Below are 17,373 nucleotides of genomic sequence, written 5' to 3'. Positions count from 1 at the left end.
CGGGTAGCTAGACTCTAGCCACGACGAAAGGCGGAGAGCCGTGGAACGGACGGACTACTGCATCATTGGTGGCGGAATCGTGGGCCTTGCCACCGCCTACCACCTCCTGCGGAAAGAGCCCGACGCATCATTGGTCCTGCTGGAGGCGGCCCCTGTGCTGGCTTCGCACCAGACGGGGCACAACAGCGGCGTCATCCACTCCGGCATCTACTACGCCCCGGACAGCCTCAAGGCCCAATTCTGCAAGGCCGGAGCCCGCCAGACCAAGGATTTCTGCCGCGACCACGGCATCAGGTATGCCGAGCCGGGCAAACTTCTGGTGGCAACCTCGGCGGTGGAACGGGAACGGCTGGACCGGCTTGAGGAGCGTGCCGCCATCCACGGCCTGGACTGCGAGCGGATCGACGGGGCCGAGCTCAACCGGCGCGAACCCAATGTTGCTGGGCTGGGGGCCCTGTTCATCCCAAGCACCGGCATCGTTGACTACCCGGAGGTGGCGCGCAAGCTGGCCGAACTCATCACGGCCGCCGGCGGACGCGTCTACACCGGAGCCCGGGTCACCTCCATCGTGGAACACGCCGGCCACGTGGAGGTTGGGACCGACGGGGACGTCTACGCCTGCCGCCGCCTGGTGGCCTGCGCCGGGCTGCAGTCGGACCGGCTCGCCGAATTGGCGGGTATGAAAATCGACGTCCAAATCGTTCCCTTCCGCGGCGAGTATTTTGAGCTGCCGGCCGCAAAATCGGACTACGTCAAACACTTGATCTACCCGGTGCCCGACCCGGACTTGCCCTTCCTGGGCGTGCACCTGACGCCCACCATCGACGGCGGCATCACCGTAGGACCCAACGCGGTGCTGGGCCTGTCCCGGGAGGGGTACGCCAAGTTCTCGGTCCATCCGAAGGACGTGGCCCGCTACCTGCGCTTTCCGGGGTTGTGGCACGTGGCGAGGTCCAATGCCGCCACCGCCGTGCGGGAGGTCCGGAACTCCCTGTTCAAGGGAAGCTACCTGCAGGAATGCCGAAAATACGCGCCTGGCCTGGCCAAAGGCGACCTGCTGCCCCGCGAGGCAGGCATCAGGGCGCAGGCGGTACGCCGGGACGGCACGCTCCTCCACGATTTCCTGCTGGCAGGGACCGACCGGATGCTCCACGTATTGAACGCCCCGTCCCCCGCAGCCACTGCCGCGCTCCCCATCGGTGAGCATCTGGCCGGCAAGGCGGCACTCCGCCGGGCGGCCTGACCGGAGTCCGTGCTTTGACGGCGCGGCTACACTGGGCCCGTGACCAACAGTGAGCATCCGCCCGGGACCGCAGCCCCGCCGCCGCGCGGACGGCTCGCCGAACGCCTGTTGCCGGGCGGCGAGGAACCGGATCCGCGGTTCACCCTCGCGAACGAACGCACCTTCCTCGCATGGATCCGCACCTCCCTTGCGCTGCTCGCCGGTGGCATTGCCCTCGAAGCCTTTACCTCAGGCCTTTTCATCGAACCGGTCCGCAAAGGCCTGGCCATCATCCTCCTTCTCATGGGCATGATGCTCAGCGGCGGCGCTGCCATGCGGTGGCTTCGCGTGGAGCGCAGCATGCGCAACAAAGCACCGCTTCCGCTGCCTTTCTTCGTCCCCCTGCTGGCCGGGGCAGGCGCGCTGACGGCCGCCGTCGTCCTCGTTTTTGTCCTTCTGCGCTGATGGCATCCGGCGCACCCCGGCCGCACGGTGATCCGGGTCTCCAACCCGAACGGACGGCGCTGGCCTGGGGCCGGACCATGTTGGCGCTGGTGACGGCGAGCGCCTTCTTCCTTCGCTGGCTTCCCACGTACGGGCCGCCCATCCTGATGCTCCCGGCGGTGTCCGGAGCCGCCGCCTTGGCCATCTACCTCACCCAGCGCCGCCGCTACCGGGCGAGGTCCCACGGCCTGGCCGGGGAGAGCATCGAAGCGGACCTTTCGGCTGTGCTCTGGACCGCCTTCGCGGGCGTGGTCCTGGGCGCCCTCGGCGTTGTGGTGGTGGTGACAGGTTAGCAGCCGAAGCTAGAACATCGGCAGGACGAAGCCGCCCAACAGGGCCACGGTGCCGATGGCCGTCAGGCAGCGGCCCAGGACTGACGCCGTCCTGCCCGCCTCTTCCGGTACGGTGGACTGCCACTGGGTTGGGCGTTTGGGGTGGTAGTAGATCGGCAACGTGTCCCCCACGGCCATGTCCCTGATGTCGTACGGGGACATGGGGGCGTTGTGCACCTGGTGCTTCCGGTCGTACCAGCGGAACCCTACGCCGGTGGAGTCCGAATACACCACGGCTTCTGCCACGTCCCACGGGTGGATGAAGCGGCGGAGGAACCCGGTGTAGAACAGCAGTCCCAGCCCGGCGGGCAGGCACAACCAGGTCAGTACTTCCAGGATGGGACCTGCCATATCGAGCGCAGTGGACATGAAATCGATGGTACAGCGCGGGACTGGTGGCTTCAGCACCAGCTACGTAGGCTGAAGGTGACCGGACCGGAGTGAGGGGAAGCCCAATGAATGATCAGGATATTTTGACGCACATCCAGGCCCTCGTGGAAGAGGAGCATGCGCTGCGCGAAGGGTCTACCGGAGGCCAGGCCCCGGACCAGGCGCGCCTGAAGTACGTGGAGGAAAGCCTGGACCAATACTGGGACCTGTTGCGACAAAGGCGGGCCAAGAAGGAATCCGGGGAAAACCCCAACGAGGCCCAGGCCCGTCCCGTCAGTGAAGTGGAGGGCTACAGGCAGTAGCTTCGCGGCGCGGAAGGGTTCCGCCGCCCCTGGTGGGGCGGCGGAACCTTTTTTATGCCGTTATTGCCCCGGTGCAGCGCTTAGCCGATGGGCTGCGGCATTTGCTCCACGACGTACTGGACGTCCAGCGATTCTCCCGTCTCCGGATCCGCCATCTCCACCTTCCAGCTGCGGGCGAACTGGTTGACGCCGCCCGTCATCGCCACGGTGCCGGAAATCAGCACGGTGCCCGGCTGGTTGAGCCCGCGCGCGGCCAGCACCTCCAGCCAGTAGTCCGGGGTCAGCAGGGCCTCGAGGGAACTGTCCTGGATGAGGGTGTCCGGGGTCTCCCCCTCCCCTACCCAGCCGCGCAGCGTGATGCGGTCCAGGTGGTCCCGCACATCGTCAAGCCGCCACGCCTTGCGGCCAAGGACGTCAGGGCTGGCATTCTTGCTCCACGCCACACCATGCACTTCGAGCTCACGGTCCGTGTGATCGCAGGCGACGGTGAGCAGGACGCCGTCGTCGGTGATGACCAGCGCCCATTCCGCCTCACCGGACGTGCGTCCATGCTGGACGCGGACCTCGGATACCTGCTGCGCGAGGTAGGGCGAGACGGGGTACATGGCCGGAGTGGTGGTGGGGCCGGGGACCCCGAGCTCAGCAAGTTCTGCGATGTGGGCCTGCACCTCATCCTGCTCACGCCCCGCGTAGCCGGCGTTGAGGAGGTGCCGGACCTGCACGTTCTTGATGCTGCCGTCGGGAAGTTCAAAGCTGAGAGCCGTCATGGTGCCGTCCTTTTCGAAGGCCGCGGAGCCGGTGCACCGCGGGAAAATTAACAAACCGGAAACCGGAAACAGTCGCCAATGTACATCCAGTATGCGTAATGTATACATTTAACGCCAGCGTGACAGGCGTCACCTCAAAATCCACTGTGGAGGACACAATGAGCAATTCTCCGGTTTCCGGTGCGGGCGCAGCGCCCCAGTCAGGCCCGCCAATCCGCCCAAAGGGCCTGGTCAAGGCATTTGCGGCAAGCCTGACCGGCACGGCACTGGAGTGGTATGACTTTGCCGTCTATTCCGCGGCGGCCGCTGTCGTTTTCCCCATCGTTTTCTTTCCGTCCTCCGATCCCCTGACCGGCACCATCCTCGCCTTCTCCACCTACGCGGTCGGCTATGTGTCACGGCCCGTGGGCGGTGTGGTCTTCGGACGGCTCGGTGACCGGATCGGACGCAAGAAGGTCCTGGTCACCACTTTGATGATCATCGGCGTGGCAACGGTGCTGATCGGCGTCCTTCCTGGCTACGACAGCATTGGCATTGCCGCGCCGATCATCCTGGTGCTCCTGCGCTTCGCCCAGGGCGTGGGCGTGGGCGGTGAATGGGGCGGCGCAGTGCTGCTCTCCAGCGAATACGGCGACCCGCAGCGGCGGGGTTTCTGGGCCTCGGCCGCGCAGGTGGGTCCGCCCGCCGGGAACCTGCTGGCCAACGGTGCGCTGGCGGTCCTGACCCTGATGCTCACCGAACAGCAGTTCATCAGCTTCGGGTGGCGCATCGCGTTCCTGGTCTCCGCACTGCTGGTCGGTTTCGGCCTGTGGATCCGGCTCAAGCTGGAGGACACCCCCATCTTCAAGGCGATCGAAGCCCATGGAGAACAGCCCGCCGCGCCCATCCGGGAAGTGTTCAGTACGGAACTGCGGCCACTCGTTGCCGCCATCCTGTGCCGGGTGGGCCCGGACGTGCTGTACGCGCTGTTCACCGTCTTCACCCTCACCTACGGCATCCAGGCGCTCGGCTACGAACGCAACCAGGTGCTCACCGCAGTCCTGGTGGGCTCGGCCTTCCAGCTGTTCATGATTCCCCTGGCCGGCGCAGTCTCGGACCGTTTCAACCGGCGCCTGGTCTACGGCGTGGGCGCAGCGGCCGGCGCCGTGTGGACCTTTGTCTTCTTTGGCGTCCTTGGCGGCAACAATGAGCCGATGCTGATCGTGGGCATTGTCCTGGGCCTGGCGGCGCACTCCTTCATGTACGGGCCGCAGGCCGCCTTCATCGTGGAGCAGTTCTCACCCCGGCTCCGGTCCACGGGCAGTTCACTGGCCTACACCTTCGCAGGCGTCATCGGCGGCGCCATCGCCCCCTTGTTGTTCACCGTGCTGCTGTCGCAGTTTGGCACCTGGATTCCGGTGGCCATCTACGTTGCGGTCGCAGCGGCCGTAACCCTCGTGGGGCTTGCCCTGGGCCGCGACAGCAACACCGTGGAGGACCAGGACTACCGCCTGCTGCTGGAAGGCGGTGCTGAATCCAGGGCGGCCGGCGAAGCGGCCCGCGTGTCCGGCGCAGGCGAAGCCCGGTGATCAGCTCCGCAGGAGGATGTCCCGAGTCACCGCGAGGTGATGGTCGATAGCCTCTTTGGCACGTGCGGAATCGCCGGCCACCAGGGCATCGAGGATGTCCTGGTGTTCGGCGCACACCGCCTCGCGCCTGCCTCCGGTGCGGAACAGTGCGGCAACGCCCACCAGGACCTGGCGGACATGCAGCTTGCTGTACGTTCGGGAAATGAGTTCGTTTCCGGCGGCGTCGATGAGCTGCTGATGGAAGAGCGTGTCCAGGCGGATGAATTCGCGGGCATCGTCCGGTTCATCGTTGTCCGGAATCTGCGCCTGCTGCCGCAGGGTGTCCTGCATTTGCTTGGCGGGCACCCGGTGTTCGTCAATGACAAGCTTGGCCGCATGGCTTTCCAGCACGCCGCGAAGTTCCATCAGCTCGGAAATCTCCCGGCCGGTGACCACCGGAACGTAGGCGCCCCGTTGCGGAATAAGCTCCACCAGCCCGTCGGAAACCAGAAGCAACAGCGCCTCGCGCACCGGAGTGCGGGACACCCCGATGTCCGCCGCAAGCTCCTGTTCGTTGAGGAAGCGGCCTTGCAGTTCCGGGTCCGTCAGGACGTTCTCGCGCAGGTAGGCGTACGCCTTTTCGCGGCCCGAAGCGGCCGAACCCGAAATTTTTACCATACATTATGTATACAACAGATCGGAGATCTTCCATGCGTATCGCCATCGCCCAAATCATCAGCAGCGCCGACACCGCGGCCAACCTCGGCATCATCAGGGACTACGCGGCCCAGGCGAAAAACGCCGGCGCACAGTTGGTGGTCTTCCCGGAGGCGGCCATGCGGGCCTTTGGGAACTCGTTGAAAGACATTGCCGAACCACTTGACGGCCCTTGGGCAGGCGAGGTGCGCCGCGTCGCCAAAGACCTGGACATCACCATCGTGGCAGGCATGTTCACCCCCGGCGCGGAAGGGCGCGTCCGCAACACGCTGCTGGTCACCGGCCCCTCCGTGGAGGCGTCCTACGACAAGGTCCACCTTTTTGACGCATTCGGCTTCACCGAATCCAAGACGGTGGACGCCGGGCAGGCGCCGGTAACGTTCGAGCTCGACGGCACCGTGTTCGGCCTGGCCACCTGCTACGACGTCCGTTTCCCGGCCCTGTTCACGGCCAACGCCAACGCGGGAGCACACGTCAACATTGTGTGCGCTTCCTGGGGAGCCGGCGAGGGCAAGGCCGAGCAGTGGGACCTGCTGGTGCGTGCCCGGGCACTGGACAGCACCACGTTCGTGGTTGCGTGCGGCCAGGGCGATCCCGAAACCATCGGCGCAGGCCCCGCAGGTGCGGCGCCCACCGGAATCGGGCACAGCGCCGTCGTCACTCCCCTGGGTACCGCCGTGGTGTCACTCGGCGGAAAACCTGAACTCGCCGTCGTCGACATCGATCCGGCGTCCGTGGACTCCGTACGCGCCACGCTGCCGGTCCTGGCCAACGCCCGCAGCTTCTGAACGGGCGAATCGCCGTTCACGGCGCCGAAACATAAGGCGAAAAGACGCACGACGGCGGATTCTCACCCCTGGAGCAGCCGGAAACCCCGCGAAGTCCGCAGCATCGCGGGGTCCGGCGGCCAGGACGATTCCTCACGGTGGGGGCGCGTTTACATTCCTGAAACATGGCTGATACGTGAACTTCACGCAGGAGCGATTTGTGTAACGCGGCCGCAACTTTAAGCGGCACTGGCTGAAACACGCGGCACGAAAAATGGACCGCGGGGGAAATGCCGCGGGGCCAAAAGGGCCCCGCACAACGTTCACGCTGCGAAGGGACCCACCAGTGGAAATCACTGCCCAACACGTCTGGCTGATGATTTCAGCCGCGATGGTACTGCTGATGACTCCTGGCCTTGGCCTCTTCTACGGCGGCATGACCCGCGCCAAGGCCGCCCTGAACATGATCATGATGAGCTTCATCTCTGCCGGCATCGTCGGCGTGGTCTGGGTCCTGTGGGGTTACTCCATGACCACCGGCGACGGTGTGCTGGGAGTCTTCGGCAACCCCTTCACCAGCTTCGGCCTGCAGAACCTCATTGGGTCCCCGGACCTGCTCAAGGCCGGGTACAGCGCCACTTTTGCCATCATCACCGTGGCTTTGATCAGCGGTGCCATCGCCGACCGCGCCAAATTCAGTGCCTGGGCCCTCTTCGTGCCCGTCTGGATCACGGTGATCTACTGCCCCCTCGCCTACATGATCTGGGGCGGCGGCCTGATGAGTGCAGGCGGCGCCGTCACGGCAATCTTCGGCCAGGTCATCGACTTCGCCGGCGGCGCGGTGGTGGAAATCAGCTCCGGCACGGCCGCCCTGGTGCTCGCCATCATCGTTGGCCAGCGGCACGGCTTCGCGAAGGACCCCAACCACCGACCGCACAACATCCCGTTCATCATGCTGGGCGCAGCAATCCTGTGGTTCGGCTGGTTTGGCTTCAATGGCGGCGCCGCAACCAGCGTGGAGCAGGCCGGGCTTATCTGGGTCAACACCCTGATAGCCCCCGCCGCGGCGATGCTGAGCTGGCTGGTGACCGAGAAGGTCCGCCACGGGCACCCGACCTCCCTGGGCGCCGCCTCCGGCGTGGTTGCCGGCTTGGTCGCCATCACGCCGTCCTGCGCAAACATCAGCCCGCTCGCGGCCGTAGGACTGGGCCTCGTTGCCGGGGTTGCCTGCTGCGTGTTCGTGGACCTCAAGTACCGCTTCGGCCTCGATGATTCGCTGGACGTCGTGGGAGTCCACCTGGGCGCGGGCCTCATCGGCACCTTGGCGCTGGGATTCATTGCCCTGCCCGTAAACGGCCAAGGAGGCGGACTCTTCTACGGCGGCGGCATCCAGCAGCTGGTGGCCCAGGCGGCCGCCGTCGTCATTACCCTGCTGCTGTCCGGAATCGGGACGGCAATCATTGGCCTGGTCATCAACAAGACGGTGGGGTTCCGTGTCAGCCATGAAGCTGAGACCGCCGGCGTGGACCTGTCCGAGCATGCGGAAACGGCCTACGCCTTCGGAGAAATGGGCTCGGGCTTCAGCGCCCTGGGCCACATGCTGAACCACCACGCTGCCCACGCCGCCGCGGGCCCGGCCAAAGCCGCTGCACCAGCCGAGGCCGGGGTGCCCGCCAAGGAAGACGCGTTCGCTTAGCTTCTCCGCCCGGGAACTCTGTTCCCGGGACCTGCGGCCGGGCGCAGCCGGCGCCTGCCGGCCCGGACCGCCTGGAGCTGCTAGTCAGCAAGGATCTTGTAGAGGGCCCGGCGCGTTTCATCCATCTTTGCGACAGCTGCAGCGCGCTGTTCCCCGGTCACACCCGCGCGGAATTGATGGATGGCACCCATTAGCTTTCCAATGCTCTCGTGGAAGTCCCGGTCTGCACTGTCGGGCTCTGCATTCCAGGCGTTTTCCATCTCCTCTGCATGCTCTGCCACATAGGCCCTGCCCGCATCGGTGAGCGCGAACTCTGTTCCCCGGCCTTCGCTGAGCGCCTCGATCAGGCCTTCGTCCACCAGTTGCTGGAGGGTGGGGTAGATCGATCCGGGGCTGGGCCGCCACATCCCACCGGTCTTCGTGGCAATGGTCTTGATCAGTCCGTACCCGTTGGATGGCGCCTCGGCCAGGAGGGAGAGGATGGCCGCGCGGACATCCCCCCGGCTGGCGCGCCGGCCGCCGCGGCCAAAACCGGGACCGAACCCGGGACCAAAGCCCGGGCCAAAACCGGGTCCAAAACCGGGTCCGAAGCCGGGCCCAAACCCCGGCCCACGGTGCCCGTGCGGCCCCTTGCGGGCCCTCCCCCGCTCGAAGCGGCCTTTGGCGAACTCCGGGCCGGGGTGCTTGTCGTCGAATATGCCTTTCATAGCGGCATCGTCCTTTCACTTCAGGTATCTCGCTGATTACTTCAGCGATAGTTAACGATATGTCGGTAACTATCGCTGGTCAAGACCTTTGCCGTGACCAAATCCTGACCGTCAGGCCTCTGTTACGGCGGTGGCCGGCGGCGTATCCTGATCACACCCTGGAGCACGAGGGCTGAGGAATGGCGAAGAAGCGGAAGCGCAGGCATGGATTTGGCGCAGCCGTGGGACGGCTCGTGGGGTTCATTGCAGCCAGCATCCTGTGTGGCGTATTGGCTGCCAGCCTGGTGGTCCCGGCAGTGGCAGCCGCGGGCCTCGGCGTCAGCTCCTCCATTGGATTCTTTGACAACCTGCCTGCGGAACTGACGGTGCAGCCGCCGTCACAAGCCACCAGGGTCCTGAGCGCCGACGGCCAGCCGATCGCGACCCTCTATGCGGAGAACCGCGTTCGGGTGCCACTGGACCAGATGTCACCCTTCATCAAGGACGCCATTGTTTCGATCGAGGACAGCAGGTTCTACGAGCATGCCGGGGTGGATCCGCAGGGCATCCTCCGCGCACTGTTTTCCAACCTGACCAAAGGCGGCGAGCAAGGGGCGTCAACCATCACCCAGCAGTACGTCACGAATGTCCTCAATGAGTCCCAGCTTTCACAGGACAGGCCGGATGCGGTGGTCCTGAGCGGGCAGAAGAACCTGGGCGACAAGCTGCGGGAGATGAAGCTGGCCATCGCCCTCGAGAAGAAGTACACCAAGAACCAGATCCTTGAGGGCTACCTGAACATCGTCTTCTTCAGCAGCAACGCGTACGGGATCGAGGCGGCGGCCCGCTACTTCTTCAGCACCACGGCAAAGGACCTTACCCTGCCGCAGGCGGCCCTGCTGGCCGGGCTGGTGAACAGCCCCACGTTCTACAATCCGGCCACCCATCCGGACAACTCGGCAGTACGCCGGAACCAGGTCCTGTCCGAAATGTTGCGCCTGGGCAAGATCACCCAGGCCCAGCATGACGAGGCGGTGGCCGCTCCCATCGAATTGAAGATCACGCCCCCGGAACAGGGGTGCGCCAATGCCGCCCTGGCGCCGTACTTCTGCGATTACATTTCCCACTTGATCCTGGACAATCCCGCGTTCGGGCAAAGCGAGGCCGAGCGGGAGCGGCGGTTGTACCGGGGCGGACTCACGATCGTTACCACCCTGGACAGCAGGCTCCAAGCTGCGGCCCAGGCACAGGTGGACGGGACGGCAGGCGCCAACCCGGACCGCTGGGCCGCATCCCTGGTGAGCATCCAGCCGGGCACCGGCAAGATCCTGGCGATGGCCCAGAACACGGTGTTCCTTCCACAACCGGGCAAGTTCGACACGAACCTGAATTTTAACGTGGACGCCAAGGACGCGCAGGGGAACGACCTCAACGGGGCAGGCGGGTTCCAGCCGGGATCGACCATGAAGCCGTTCACGTTTGCCGAGTGGCTGAACGAGGGGAAGGCCCTTACCGCGGTGGTGGACGCGTCACGCCGGGTCTATCCCCTCGACTTCCCGTGGAAGGACAGCTGCGGCAAAGTACTGGGCGCCTATGACACAGCGCAGAACAATCCCACGCTCGGCGCGGCGGACGACCTGCAGAACGCAGAGGACGGCTTCTACCGGCCAATGCCTGTCAATTTCGGCCTCTACAACTCGATCAACACCGCCACGTTCGCCTCGGCAGCACAGCTCGACTTCTGTGGCATCCAGAAGATGGTGGACTCGGTGGGCCTGCATAGCGGACTGGACAGCACCCCGGTCAACATGCACCAGCTGGGCAACTTGCTGGGCGGCACAGGAGTCGCACCCCTGACCCTTGCGAACGCTTTTGCCACCTTCGCCACCGAGGGCCGCTATTGCACGCCCATCGCCCTGGTGGAGGTCACTGATGGCGCGGGCGCGAAACTTCCCGTACCGGCCCCGGACTGCCGTGACGCCGTCAAGCCTGATGTGGCCCGTGGCGTGAACTCGGTGCTGCAGGACGTTTTGAAGCGGGGATCAGGCGTGTGGATCAACCCGAAGGTGCAGGACAAGTTCCCCACCGCAGCCAAGACCGGAACGTCGAACAATAATGGCTCCACCTGGGTGGTGGGCTACACCACCGGCCTGGTCACCGCGTCCTTCTTTGGGGATGCCCTGGGAGGCCAGACGCGTGCCGGCCAGAACGTCACCATCAACGGCACGTTCTATCCCAGCCTGGACGGTTACATGATTGCCGGGCCGCAGTGGGCCAACTACATGCTCAAGGTGGCGGCCCTGTATCCCGCAGCACCGTTCGCTCCGCCGCCAGCATCGATGATTGGCCCAAATCCGACACCGAAGCCCTAATACCCGAGTCCCTGGTACCCGAAGCCCTGATACCAGCGCGGGATCGGCCTGCGCCGCAAATTGCGCTAGCCCCGGCCGGGCCCTTTCCACAGCCGCTGCCACCAGGAACGCACAGGCTCCGGCTCCGCGGGTACTTCCACAACGCGCGCTGCCCGGCGGTTCCGCCAGCGGTCCAGTTCCACTTCTACGTCCCGCGTCTTCGTAATGACCGGCGGACCGCCCTGCAATTGCCGGCGTGCATCGACAACCCGCTTGTTGAAGTCCTGCAGGAGGTCCCGGACCTGCTGCTCCGTGGACAGGGCGTCGAGAGTCGCATCAAGGTGGGCATCCTCAGCGCGGAGCAGGATGGCTGCCGGCCCCAGGCCGCTGATATTCTCCCGCTGGATCAGCCCCTTGACCCACCAGTCCGGATCATAGGAATCGCCAAGGCCGGGAATCGGTTTGCCGGCGTACTTGAGGTTGTCGAACTTGCCCTGCGCCATGGCATCGCGGACCAGGTATTCCGCGCGGGCGGCGTCGCTGACCTTCCGGCGCTTGTCGCGCTCCTGAGCGTCCAGGGCATCCAACGTGGCTTCTTCCTCGGCGCTGATGCCCGCACCGCGGTATGAACGCACTTCGGCCGCCCGCTCCAGCCGCCTCCGGAACCCCGCCGACCCCCCACTCATTGCCGCCACCGCCTCACCTCAGGTTGGTCCGCCTTCCAGTATTGCGGCGCCGGCCTGCGCGTTCAACGCCCGCAGGTGGGCGGACGACGGCGGGACGTCCCGCCGTCGTCCGCCCACCTGGCGCCGCCGCAAGGTTCCTGCCGGTTGCCGGGTTCAGATGCAGGTTCAGATGTTGGCGGGCTCTGCGAGGATGCCGTCGATCTGGCCGGCGGCCAGCGTCATCCCTTCCTCCATCCCCATGGCAACCATCTTCTCCAGCTGCTCTTCGGACTCGAACGCGGAATGGATGGTCATGCGCGTCCGCTCCCCCAGCGGCTCGAGCGTGACCGTCGCATGGGTGACGCCCAGGTCGCCCGTGGGGTTTCCGTCGCTGTCCGCGAACCCGTCGTCGAACTGAAGCTCCCGGGGTGCCTCGATGGCCGTAAACTCCCACCAGCCATGGGCCTTCTCGCCCTCCGGGCCGGTCATGTAGTAGTTTGCGCGCCCGCCGGGGACGAAGTCGTGCCGGTGGAACGTAGCCGGCCAGGTGGGTGGTCCCCACCAACGCTCGAGCTGGCGGGGATCTTCCCAGAGCTGCCAGACGCGTTCGACGCCGGCGTCGAACTCGGCGACCAGCGTGAGGGAGAGCGCCTCGGGGTTCTTGTCCATACTGATGACTGCCATGGCCGTGCCTTCCTAACCTTCAGCAAGAATGTCTGCCATCCTGGCGGCCCGCTGCCGCCAGATCTTTTCGTATTCGTCGAGCAGCCGCCGGGCTTCCTGGAGCCCTTCGTGGTTGCCCCGGACAACCTGCTCCCTTCCGCGTTTTTCCTTCGTGACCAGCGATGCGCGTTCCAGCACCGCCACATGCTTCTGGACGGCGGCGAAACTCATGGAGTAGAAGGCCGCGAGCCCGGACACGGTGTACTCGCCCACCGTGACCCGGCGGACGATGTCACGCCGGGTGGAATCGGCGAACGCCTGGAAGAGGCGGTCACGTTCGGACTCACGGAGCTGATCTACAACCATTTGGTTGTACGTTAGTCCGCCAGTATGGAGGTGTCAATGGGGCTCCTGAACAGCCTTGGACGCCGGAACGGCCGGCATACAGTTACGCCTCGAAATGGGTCCTGACGCCATTCCCGGTCAACTGCTCGATGAGTTCGTTGGCGACATCCCGGAGTTTCCGGTTGCGGTTGCTGGAGACCCGGGCGAGGATATCCATCGCCTCCTGCTGTGAGCAGCGGTTCTGCGCCATGATCACCCCACAGGCAAGGTTGATGGCGGTCCTGCTCTCCAGGGCAGCCTCCAAGTTGTCCGCACGGTTCCGGGCGGTATCGATGCGCACCGACAAATGCAGTGTGTTCTGGGCGGCGGCCGCAAAGCCGAGTGCCTTTTCGAGGACGTCCGCTGTGAATACGCCGGGCCGCGAGGCGAAAAAATTCAATGCCGCGGCGGTCTCGCCCGTGATCTCCAAGGGAACACCCAGCGAGCTGTGGACGTTGGCCGCCAGGAGCGCCCGGTTGTATTCAGGCCATCGCGAATCGGACTCGACGTCGTCGATCAACACCAATGACATCTCACGCAACGCCTTCACGCAGGGACCATCACCCAACGCCTGTTCCAGCTGGTCCAGCTCCAGGGCACGTGCACTGCTGGCCGCAGCCGTGGTGGGCCGTCGCTTCATCTTCAGGGTGACGGCACACTCCACCACACCCCCGCCTGCCTCTGAAACGGCGGCGGCGGCAAGGCGTGAGAACCCGGAAAGGAACTCGATGCCATTCTCTGAGCCCACCAGGATGCTCTGGAGGTCTTGGGCAGATTCAGGGTCGGATGAACTCAACATGTCCTCCAGCGAACCGCCACCCACCCATCCAGTCAAGCCCTCCCTGCCTGGGCGGGTTTCGGACGGTCCGGGCCATGCGGAGCCCCGGTGCGGGTGTGGATCTATGCTGGGACCATGGCGCAACTTCCCCTTGACGAGCTAACCGCAGTGATCGCTCGCATCCAGGGATTACTGCTAACGGAAGAAAAGGTCACAACCGCCATCCGTTTGCTGGCCCGGGCCGCCAAGGAATCAGTCCCCGGCACCATCGGGGCAGGCGTCTCACTCATCGACGGCCGGGGACGCCGTACCAGCAGTGGATACACCGACACGATCGTTTCCCAGGCGGACACGGTTCAGTATGAATATGGCGAAGGACCTTGCCTTACGGCGTGGGCGTCAGAGCGACCCGTGCTGGTCACCGACCTCAACGTGGAACAGCGGTGGCCCCAGTGGCGCAACGGCATCGCCGGGCTGCCCATACTCGCAGTAGTCAGCGCGCCGCTGTTGGCGGGGAAGGAATCCCTGGGTGCCCTGAAGTTGTACGCCGCAGCCCCCGACACCTACGACCACGGGAGCGCTGCACTGCTCCAGCTCTTCGCAGCGCCGGCCGCCACGCTGATCTCCCATATCCAGGCCAATGAGGCTCCGCATCGGATGACGGCGGAACTCCAGGCGTCGCTGTATACCCGCGACCTGGTCAACCGTGCCACCGGGGTCATCATGGAACGGATGGGTTTGCGGCAGGAAGACGCCGTGCGGTTCCTCATCAGGCAGGCCCGGGAGGAAAAAACATCGCTGCAGCAGGTCAGCGAACGCGTCGTGGCCGGGACGCCGGCCTCCGGAACCTAGGTTCGCCATGGGCTTCGACCCCAACGAACCGGAACAGCGACGCCAACTCAGAGCCGCGATGAAGGCTGCCGACATCTCGGTCCCCGACCTCTGGCTGAAGTACTTTGGCCTCTCCGGAGACGCCGGCGAGTACGAAGTGGAGGCCTACCTGCAAGGGCTTCTCTCCCTCCCACCGATCCAACGGGACCTGCTTGCCTTGGCGGCGAACGAGCTGATCGACGACCTTCCCCGGCCCCGGGCGCCCTACTCCGACGATTTCAACGGATCCCACCGCTCCGAAACGGAAGACAGCGGCGAAAAGGACGGCGGCGACCAGGACGGCGGCCACCGTGCAGGTTCCGACGGGTAGCGCGTGCCGGCGCCCGCGTACCAAATGCAGGTGCGGAGGCGTAGTGTCGGAAATAGGAGATTTCCGGATAGCCAGCAGATCCAGGGGTTGCCACACGGGCCAGCCGCGCAGAGAGCGGGGGTCGCAAGCCGGGAGCAGCAACCCTGGCGTACTGAGGATCGAGGCCCGATGGCCAAGGAAAATATCATCTCCCCGTCAGACAGGCTGCAGGACCTGCTCCTGGACAGCCCCGGCTTCCCGGACTTCCTCCTTGGCCTGGCCACTATCTCCGCTGCGCAGCTGGGCGCGGACGGCCGCACCATGGAGTGCACCATCACGGTGGAGCGGAACGGCGGACTCGCCACCGTGGCCGCGAGCAGCCAGGAAGGGTACCGGCTCGACGAGACGCAGTATGGTTTCGACATTGGCCCCTGCCTTACGGCCCTCCGGCAGCAAAGAACGGTACTGATTGGCGACCTGGCCAATGATCTGCGCTGGAGCCGGTACTTGGACAGCATCGCTGAAGACAATGTCCGCTCCGTACTGGCGGTCCCCATCCACACAGACTCCTCCGCACGTGCAGCGCTGAACTCCTACGCCTACACCACACACGCCTTCAATCCGGCCGCCATTGCCTTCGTGGAGGACCACGCGGCCTCGATGTCCCGCATCCTCCGCCTGGCGCTGCGGCTGCATGCGCCGGAGGCCCCTGGAGACGATTTCCGATCTGCGCTCAAATCCCGCGCCGTTGTGGACGCGGCCGTCGCCCTGGTCATGCTCCAGACCCGCGGCGGCAGGAACAGCGCCCTCACGGTGCTGCAGGCCGCTGCCGCATCAAACAACAAGCGGATCCGGGAAATTGCTGCCGAGATCGTTGATGGGGGCTACATCCCGGGATCGCCGGATGGACGGCAATGATGAACGCGGACTGGATGGGTGGCCCGGACCAACTGAACGAGGCAGATGCGCACCGCCGGATTGCAGCGAAGCGGTTCCAGGCCTCCAAGGTGACGCTGGTTGAACTCTGGACGTACTACTACGGCATCGGCGGGGACGTTGACGAACTGGCTCTGGATGCCTACCTCAATGAAGCCCTGCACCTGCCCGCAGCACAGGTGGGACTCGTCACGCTGGCTATGAACGAATTCATTGGAGGCGACGGCGCATGACCGACAACGAAGGTTCCCTTCCCACCGGATTCAGGAGTGGATGGGATGCCGATTTGTCGCTGCAGGAACTCGTCCTTGAGAGCAGCGACATCAGGGCATTCATGACGGAATTGGCCGTCCTGGTGTCTTCCCGGCTGAGCGTCCCCGGCAACACCATCCACAGCGGCGTCACGGTTATCCGGCAAAAGAAACCCGAAGCCGTTGCCGCCAGTGACGCCGCCGCGAGCGCGTTGGATGAATTGCAGAACGGCTTTGGCGAAGGCCCCTGCCTGACAGCGCTGCGGGAGGAGCGCACCCTCCTGGTTCCCGACCTTGCCGCCGAAACCCGCTGGCAGGACTACGTCCGGACCGCCTTGCATCAAGGGGTCTCCTCCATCCTCGCCGTCCCGTTGGATCTCGGTGGAGATGGCGAGGCAGTGCTGAACCTCTATTCCGGCCGCACCAACGGCTTCTCGGTCGAGGACATCGCAACCGTGGAGACTTTCGCCGGGCACGCGGCAAACTCGCTGCGCCTGGTCTTGCGGATTGCCCGCTTGCGTGAAACCAGGAACGACCTCTCCGCGGCCATGCAGTCCCGGACAGTCATCGATATGGCGGTGGGGGCGGTCATGGCCCAAAACCGCTGCACCCGGGACACGGCGTTCGGCATCCTCACCCGCGCCTCGAATACCCGGAACATCAAGCTCCGGCAGGTGGCCGCCGCCGTCATTGCATCCATTTCCGGCGAGCAAACGATCCCGGCGCACTTCGACGAATAGACGCCGCGCCCCGCTTAAACGTGACGAGAAACACCCGCAATAAAGCGCTTTTTGGTTTCGAGCGCCGTTCCGGCTTGGGCACTATGGATATGGAGGGCGGGCAAGCTCCCGCTCCGAAATCCTGGTGACGCAACGAGGCCCACCGGTGAGCGCAGGCCACCGATCCCCGAAGCGTGGACAGGCCACTCCAGCGGCCCGAAGGGGGCCGCACTGACGAAGGAAAGTACTGAACAATGACGTTTAACGCTGCCAAATCCGTGACGCTGAAGATCTGGGACCGGGCGTCTTTCCACGAGACCCTCGACTCCGCGGTAACGGACCTTTCCGCCCGGCACAACACCACCACCTGCCGCATCGCCGTCACGTGCAGCGGCCCCAACACCTTCACGCTGAGCGTTCGAGGCGACGAAGCGGCCCTGGCGGCCGTCTAAGCGGCGCCCCATGGGGAGTGGACGACGACGGGACCTCCCGTCGTGGTCCACTCCCCTTTTTCAC

General features: G+C 65.2%; 22 protein-coding genes. 14 read left to right on the top strand and 8 right to left on the bottom strand.

Annotated elements, in window-relative coordinates; genetic code table 11:
* Window positions 1-40 precede the first annotated feature (40 nt).
* The 3 genes from lhgO to C563_RS0105425 are packed head-to-tail and all read left to right on the top strand — an operon-like array spanning window position 41 to window position 2,019.
* Window positions 41-1,243, top strand: a complete 1,203-nt coding sequence (gene lhgO / locus C563_RS0105435; protein WP_018761029.1) for an L-2-hydroxyglutarate oxidase — start codon at window positions 41-43, stop codon at window positions 1,241-1,243.
* 39 nt (window positions 1,244-1,282) lie between these two features.
* A complete protein-coding gene (locus tag C563_RS0105430) occupies window positions 1,283-1,687 on the top strand; it encodes a YidH family protein (protein ID WP_018761028.1) in 405 nt (134 codons plus the stop codon).
* Entirely contained in the window at window positions 1,687-2,019 is a 333-nt protein-coding gene (locus C563_RS0105425) for a DUF202 domain-containing protein (protein ID WP_018761027.1), read from the top strand. Before C563_RS0105430 ends, C563_RS0105425 begins: the two co-directional genes overlap by 1 nt.
* Before the next feature lie 9 nt (window positions 2,020-2,028).
* Here C563_RS0105425 and C563_RS0105420 read toward each other — a convergent pair whose 3' ends face one another.
* A complete protein-coding gene (locus C563_RS0105420) occupies window positions 2,029-2,427 on the bottom strand; it encodes a DUF3592 domain-containing protein (protein WP_018761026.1) in 399 nt (132 codons plus the stop codon).
* Between the two features lie 86 nt (window positions 2,428-2,513).
* Here C563_RS0105420 and C563_RS0105415 point away from each other — a divergent pair, with 86 nt between their 5' ends.
* Window positions 2,514-2,750 carry a DUF2630 family protein gene (locus C563_RS0105415; RefSeq protein ID WP_026264391.1) on the top strand — a complete coding sequence of 79 codons (237 nt, stop codon included), beginning with the start codon at window positions 2,514-2,516 and terminating at the stop codon, window positions 2,748-2,750.
* A gap of 80 nt (window positions 2,751-2,830) precedes the next feature.
* Here the strand turns inward: C563_RS0105415 and C563_RS0105410 are convergent, their stop codons facing one another.
* The gene (locus tag C563_RS0105410; protein ID WP_026264390.1) at window positions 2,831-3,517 is read right to left on the bottom strand and encodes a DUF2848 domain-containing protein; all 687 of its coding nucleotides are present in this window, start codon (window positions 3,515-3,517) and stop codon (window positions 2,831-2,833) included.
* Window positions 3,518-3,675: 158 nt separating this feature from the next.
* On the opposite strand from C563_RS0105410, the gene C563_RS0105405 reads away from it, so the two are divergent.
* The gene (locus C563_RS0105405; RefSeq protein WP_018761023.1) at window positions 3,676-5,085 is read left to right on the top strand and encodes an MFS transporter; all 1,410 of its coding nucleotides are present in this window, start codon (window positions 3,676-3,678) and stop codon (window positions 5,083-5,085) included.
* Here the strand turns inward: C563_RS0105405 and C563_RS0105400 are convergent, their stop codons facing one another.
* Window positions 5,086-5,742, bottom strand: a complete 657-nt coding sequence (locus C563_RS0105400; RefSeq protein ID WP_018761022.1) for a GntR family transcriptional regulator — start codon at window positions 5,740-5,742, stop codon at window positions 5,086-5,088.
* Between the two features lie 32 nt (window positions 5,743-5,774).
* On the opposite strand from C563_RS0105400, the gene C563_RS0105395 reads away from it, so the two are divergent.
* The gene (locus C563_RS0105395; protein ID WP_018761021.1) at window positions 5,775-6,569 is read left to right on the top strand and encodes a carbon-nitrogen hydrolase family protein; all 795 of its coding nucleotides are present in this window, start codon (window positions 5,775-5,777) and stop codon (window positions 6,567-6,569) included.
* Window positions 6,570-6,894: 325 nt separating this feature from the next.
* A complete protein-coding gene (locus tag C563_RS0105390; protein WP_018761020.1) occupies window positions 6,895-8,244 on the top strand; it encodes an ammonium transporter in 1,350 nt (449 codons plus the stop codon).
* Between the two features lie 80 nt (window positions 8,245-8,324).
* Here C563_RS0105390 and C563_RS0105385 read toward each other — a convergent pair whose 3' ends face one another.
* Complete coding sequence (locus tag C563_RS0105385) at window positions 8,325-8,951, bottom strand: PadR family transcriptional regulator (RefSeq protein WP_018761019.1); 627 nt, start codon at window positions 8,949-8,951, stop codon at window positions 8,325-8,327.
* Window positions 8,952-9,130: 179 nt separating this feature from the next.
* On the opposite strand from C563_RS0105385, the gene C563_RS0105380 reads away from it, so the two are divergent.
* On the top strand, window positions 9,131-11,302 hold the full coding sequence (locus tag C563_RS0105380) for a transglycosylase domain-containing protein (protein WP_018761018.1): 2,172 nt from the start codon (window positions 9,131-9,133) through the stop codon (window positions 11,300-11,302).
* 65 nt (window positions 11,303-11,367) lie between these two features.
* On the opposite strand, the gene C563_RS0105375 is transcribed toward C563_RS0105380, so the two are convergent.
* From C563_RS0105375 to C563_RS0105360, 4 genes are all read right to left on the bottom strand, one after another.
* Entirely contained in the window at window positions 11,368-11,967 is a 600-nt protein-coding gene (locus C563_RS0105375) for a J-domain-containing protein (RefSeq protein WP_026264389.1), read from the bottom strand.
* Between the two features lie 165 nt (window positions 11,968-12,132).
* Window positions 12,133-12,630 (bottom strand): SRPBCC family protein, encoded by a 498-nt coding sequence (locus C563_RS0105370; protein ID WP_018761016.1) that lies wholly within the window; start codon window positions 12,628-12,630, stop codon window positions 12,133-12,135.
* 12 nt (window positions 12,631-12,642) lie between these two features.
* Window positions 12,643-12,975, bottom strand: coding sequence for an ArsR/SmtB family transcription factor (locus C563_RS0105365; RefSeq protein ID WP_018761015.1), 333 nt, complete (start codon window positions 12,973-12,975; stop codon window positions 12,643-12,645).
* 82 nt (window positions 12,976-13,057) lie between these two features.
* Window positions 13,058-13,792: a GAF and ANTAR domain-containing protein gene (locus tag C563_RS0105360; RefSeq protein WP_026264388.1), complete on the bottom strand. Its 735-nt coding sequence runs from the start codon at window positions 13,790-13,792 to the stop codon at window positions 13,058-13,060.
* 114 nt (window positions 13,793-13,906) lie between these two features.
* Between C563_RS0105360 and C563_RS0105355 the strand changes: the two genes are divergently transcribed.
* The 6 genes from C563_RS0105355 (at window position 13,907) to C563_RS0105330 (ending at window position 17,309) form a co-directional block, all read left to right on the top strand.
* Window positions 13,907-14,623 carry a GAF and ANTAR domain-containing protein gene (locus tag C563_RS0105355; protein ID WP_026264387.1) on the top strand — a complete coding sequence of 239 codons (717 nt, stop codon included), beginning with the start codon at window positions 13,907-13,909 and terminating at the stop codon, window positions 14,621-14,623.
* Window positions 14,624-14,630: 7 nt separating this feature from the next.
* Window positions 14,631-14,972 carry a hypothetical protein gene (locus C563_RS0105350; protein ID WP_018761012.1) on the top strand — a complete coding sequence of 114 codons (342 nt, stop codon included), beginning with the start codon at window positions 14,631-14,633 and terminating at the stop codon, window positions 14,970-14,972.
* 168 nt (window positions 14,973-15,140) lie between these two features.
* Window positions 15,141-15,869: a GAF domain-containing protein gene (locus C563_RS0105345; protein WP_018761011.1), complete on the top strand. Its 729-nt coding sequence runs from the start codon at window positions 15,141-15,143 to the stop codon at window positions 15,867-15,869.
* Window positions 15,866-16,120, top strand: coding sequence for a hypothetical protein (locus tag C563_RS0105340; RefSeq protein WP_231369847.1), 255 nt, complete (start codon window positions 15,866-15,868; stop codon window positions 16,118-16,120). The genes C563_RS0105345 and C563_RS0105340 overlap by 4 nt, the downstream gene beginning before the upstream one ends.
* Window positions 16,117-16,878 carry an ANTAR domain-containing protein gene (locus C563_RS0105335; RefSeq protein WP_018761009.1) on the top strand — a complete coding sequence of 254 codons (762 nt, stop codon included), beginning with the start codon at window positions 16,117-16,119 and terminating at the stop codon, window positions 16,876-16,878. Before C563_RS0105340 ends, C563_RS0105335 begins: the two co-directional genes overlap by 4 nt.
* A 233-nt stretch (window positions 16,879-17,111) precedes the next feature.
* Window positions 17,112-17,309 carry a hypothetical protein gene (locus C563_RS0105330; protein WP_018761008.1) on the top strand — a complete coding sequence of 66 codons (198 nt, stop codon included), beginning with the start codon at window positions 17,112-17,114 and terminating at the stop codon, window positions 17,307-17,309.
* Window positions 17,310-17,373 lie beyond the last annotated feature (64 nt).

It is taken from the genome of Arthrobacter sp. 135MFCol5.1 (assembly GCF_000374865.1).
Taxonomy (GTDB): Bacteria; Actinomycetota; Actinomycetes; order Actinomycetales; family Micrococcaceae; genus Arthrobacter.
Note: the sequence above shows the minus strand (reverse complement) of the source record. Positions and strands in the feature narration are given on the sequence as shown.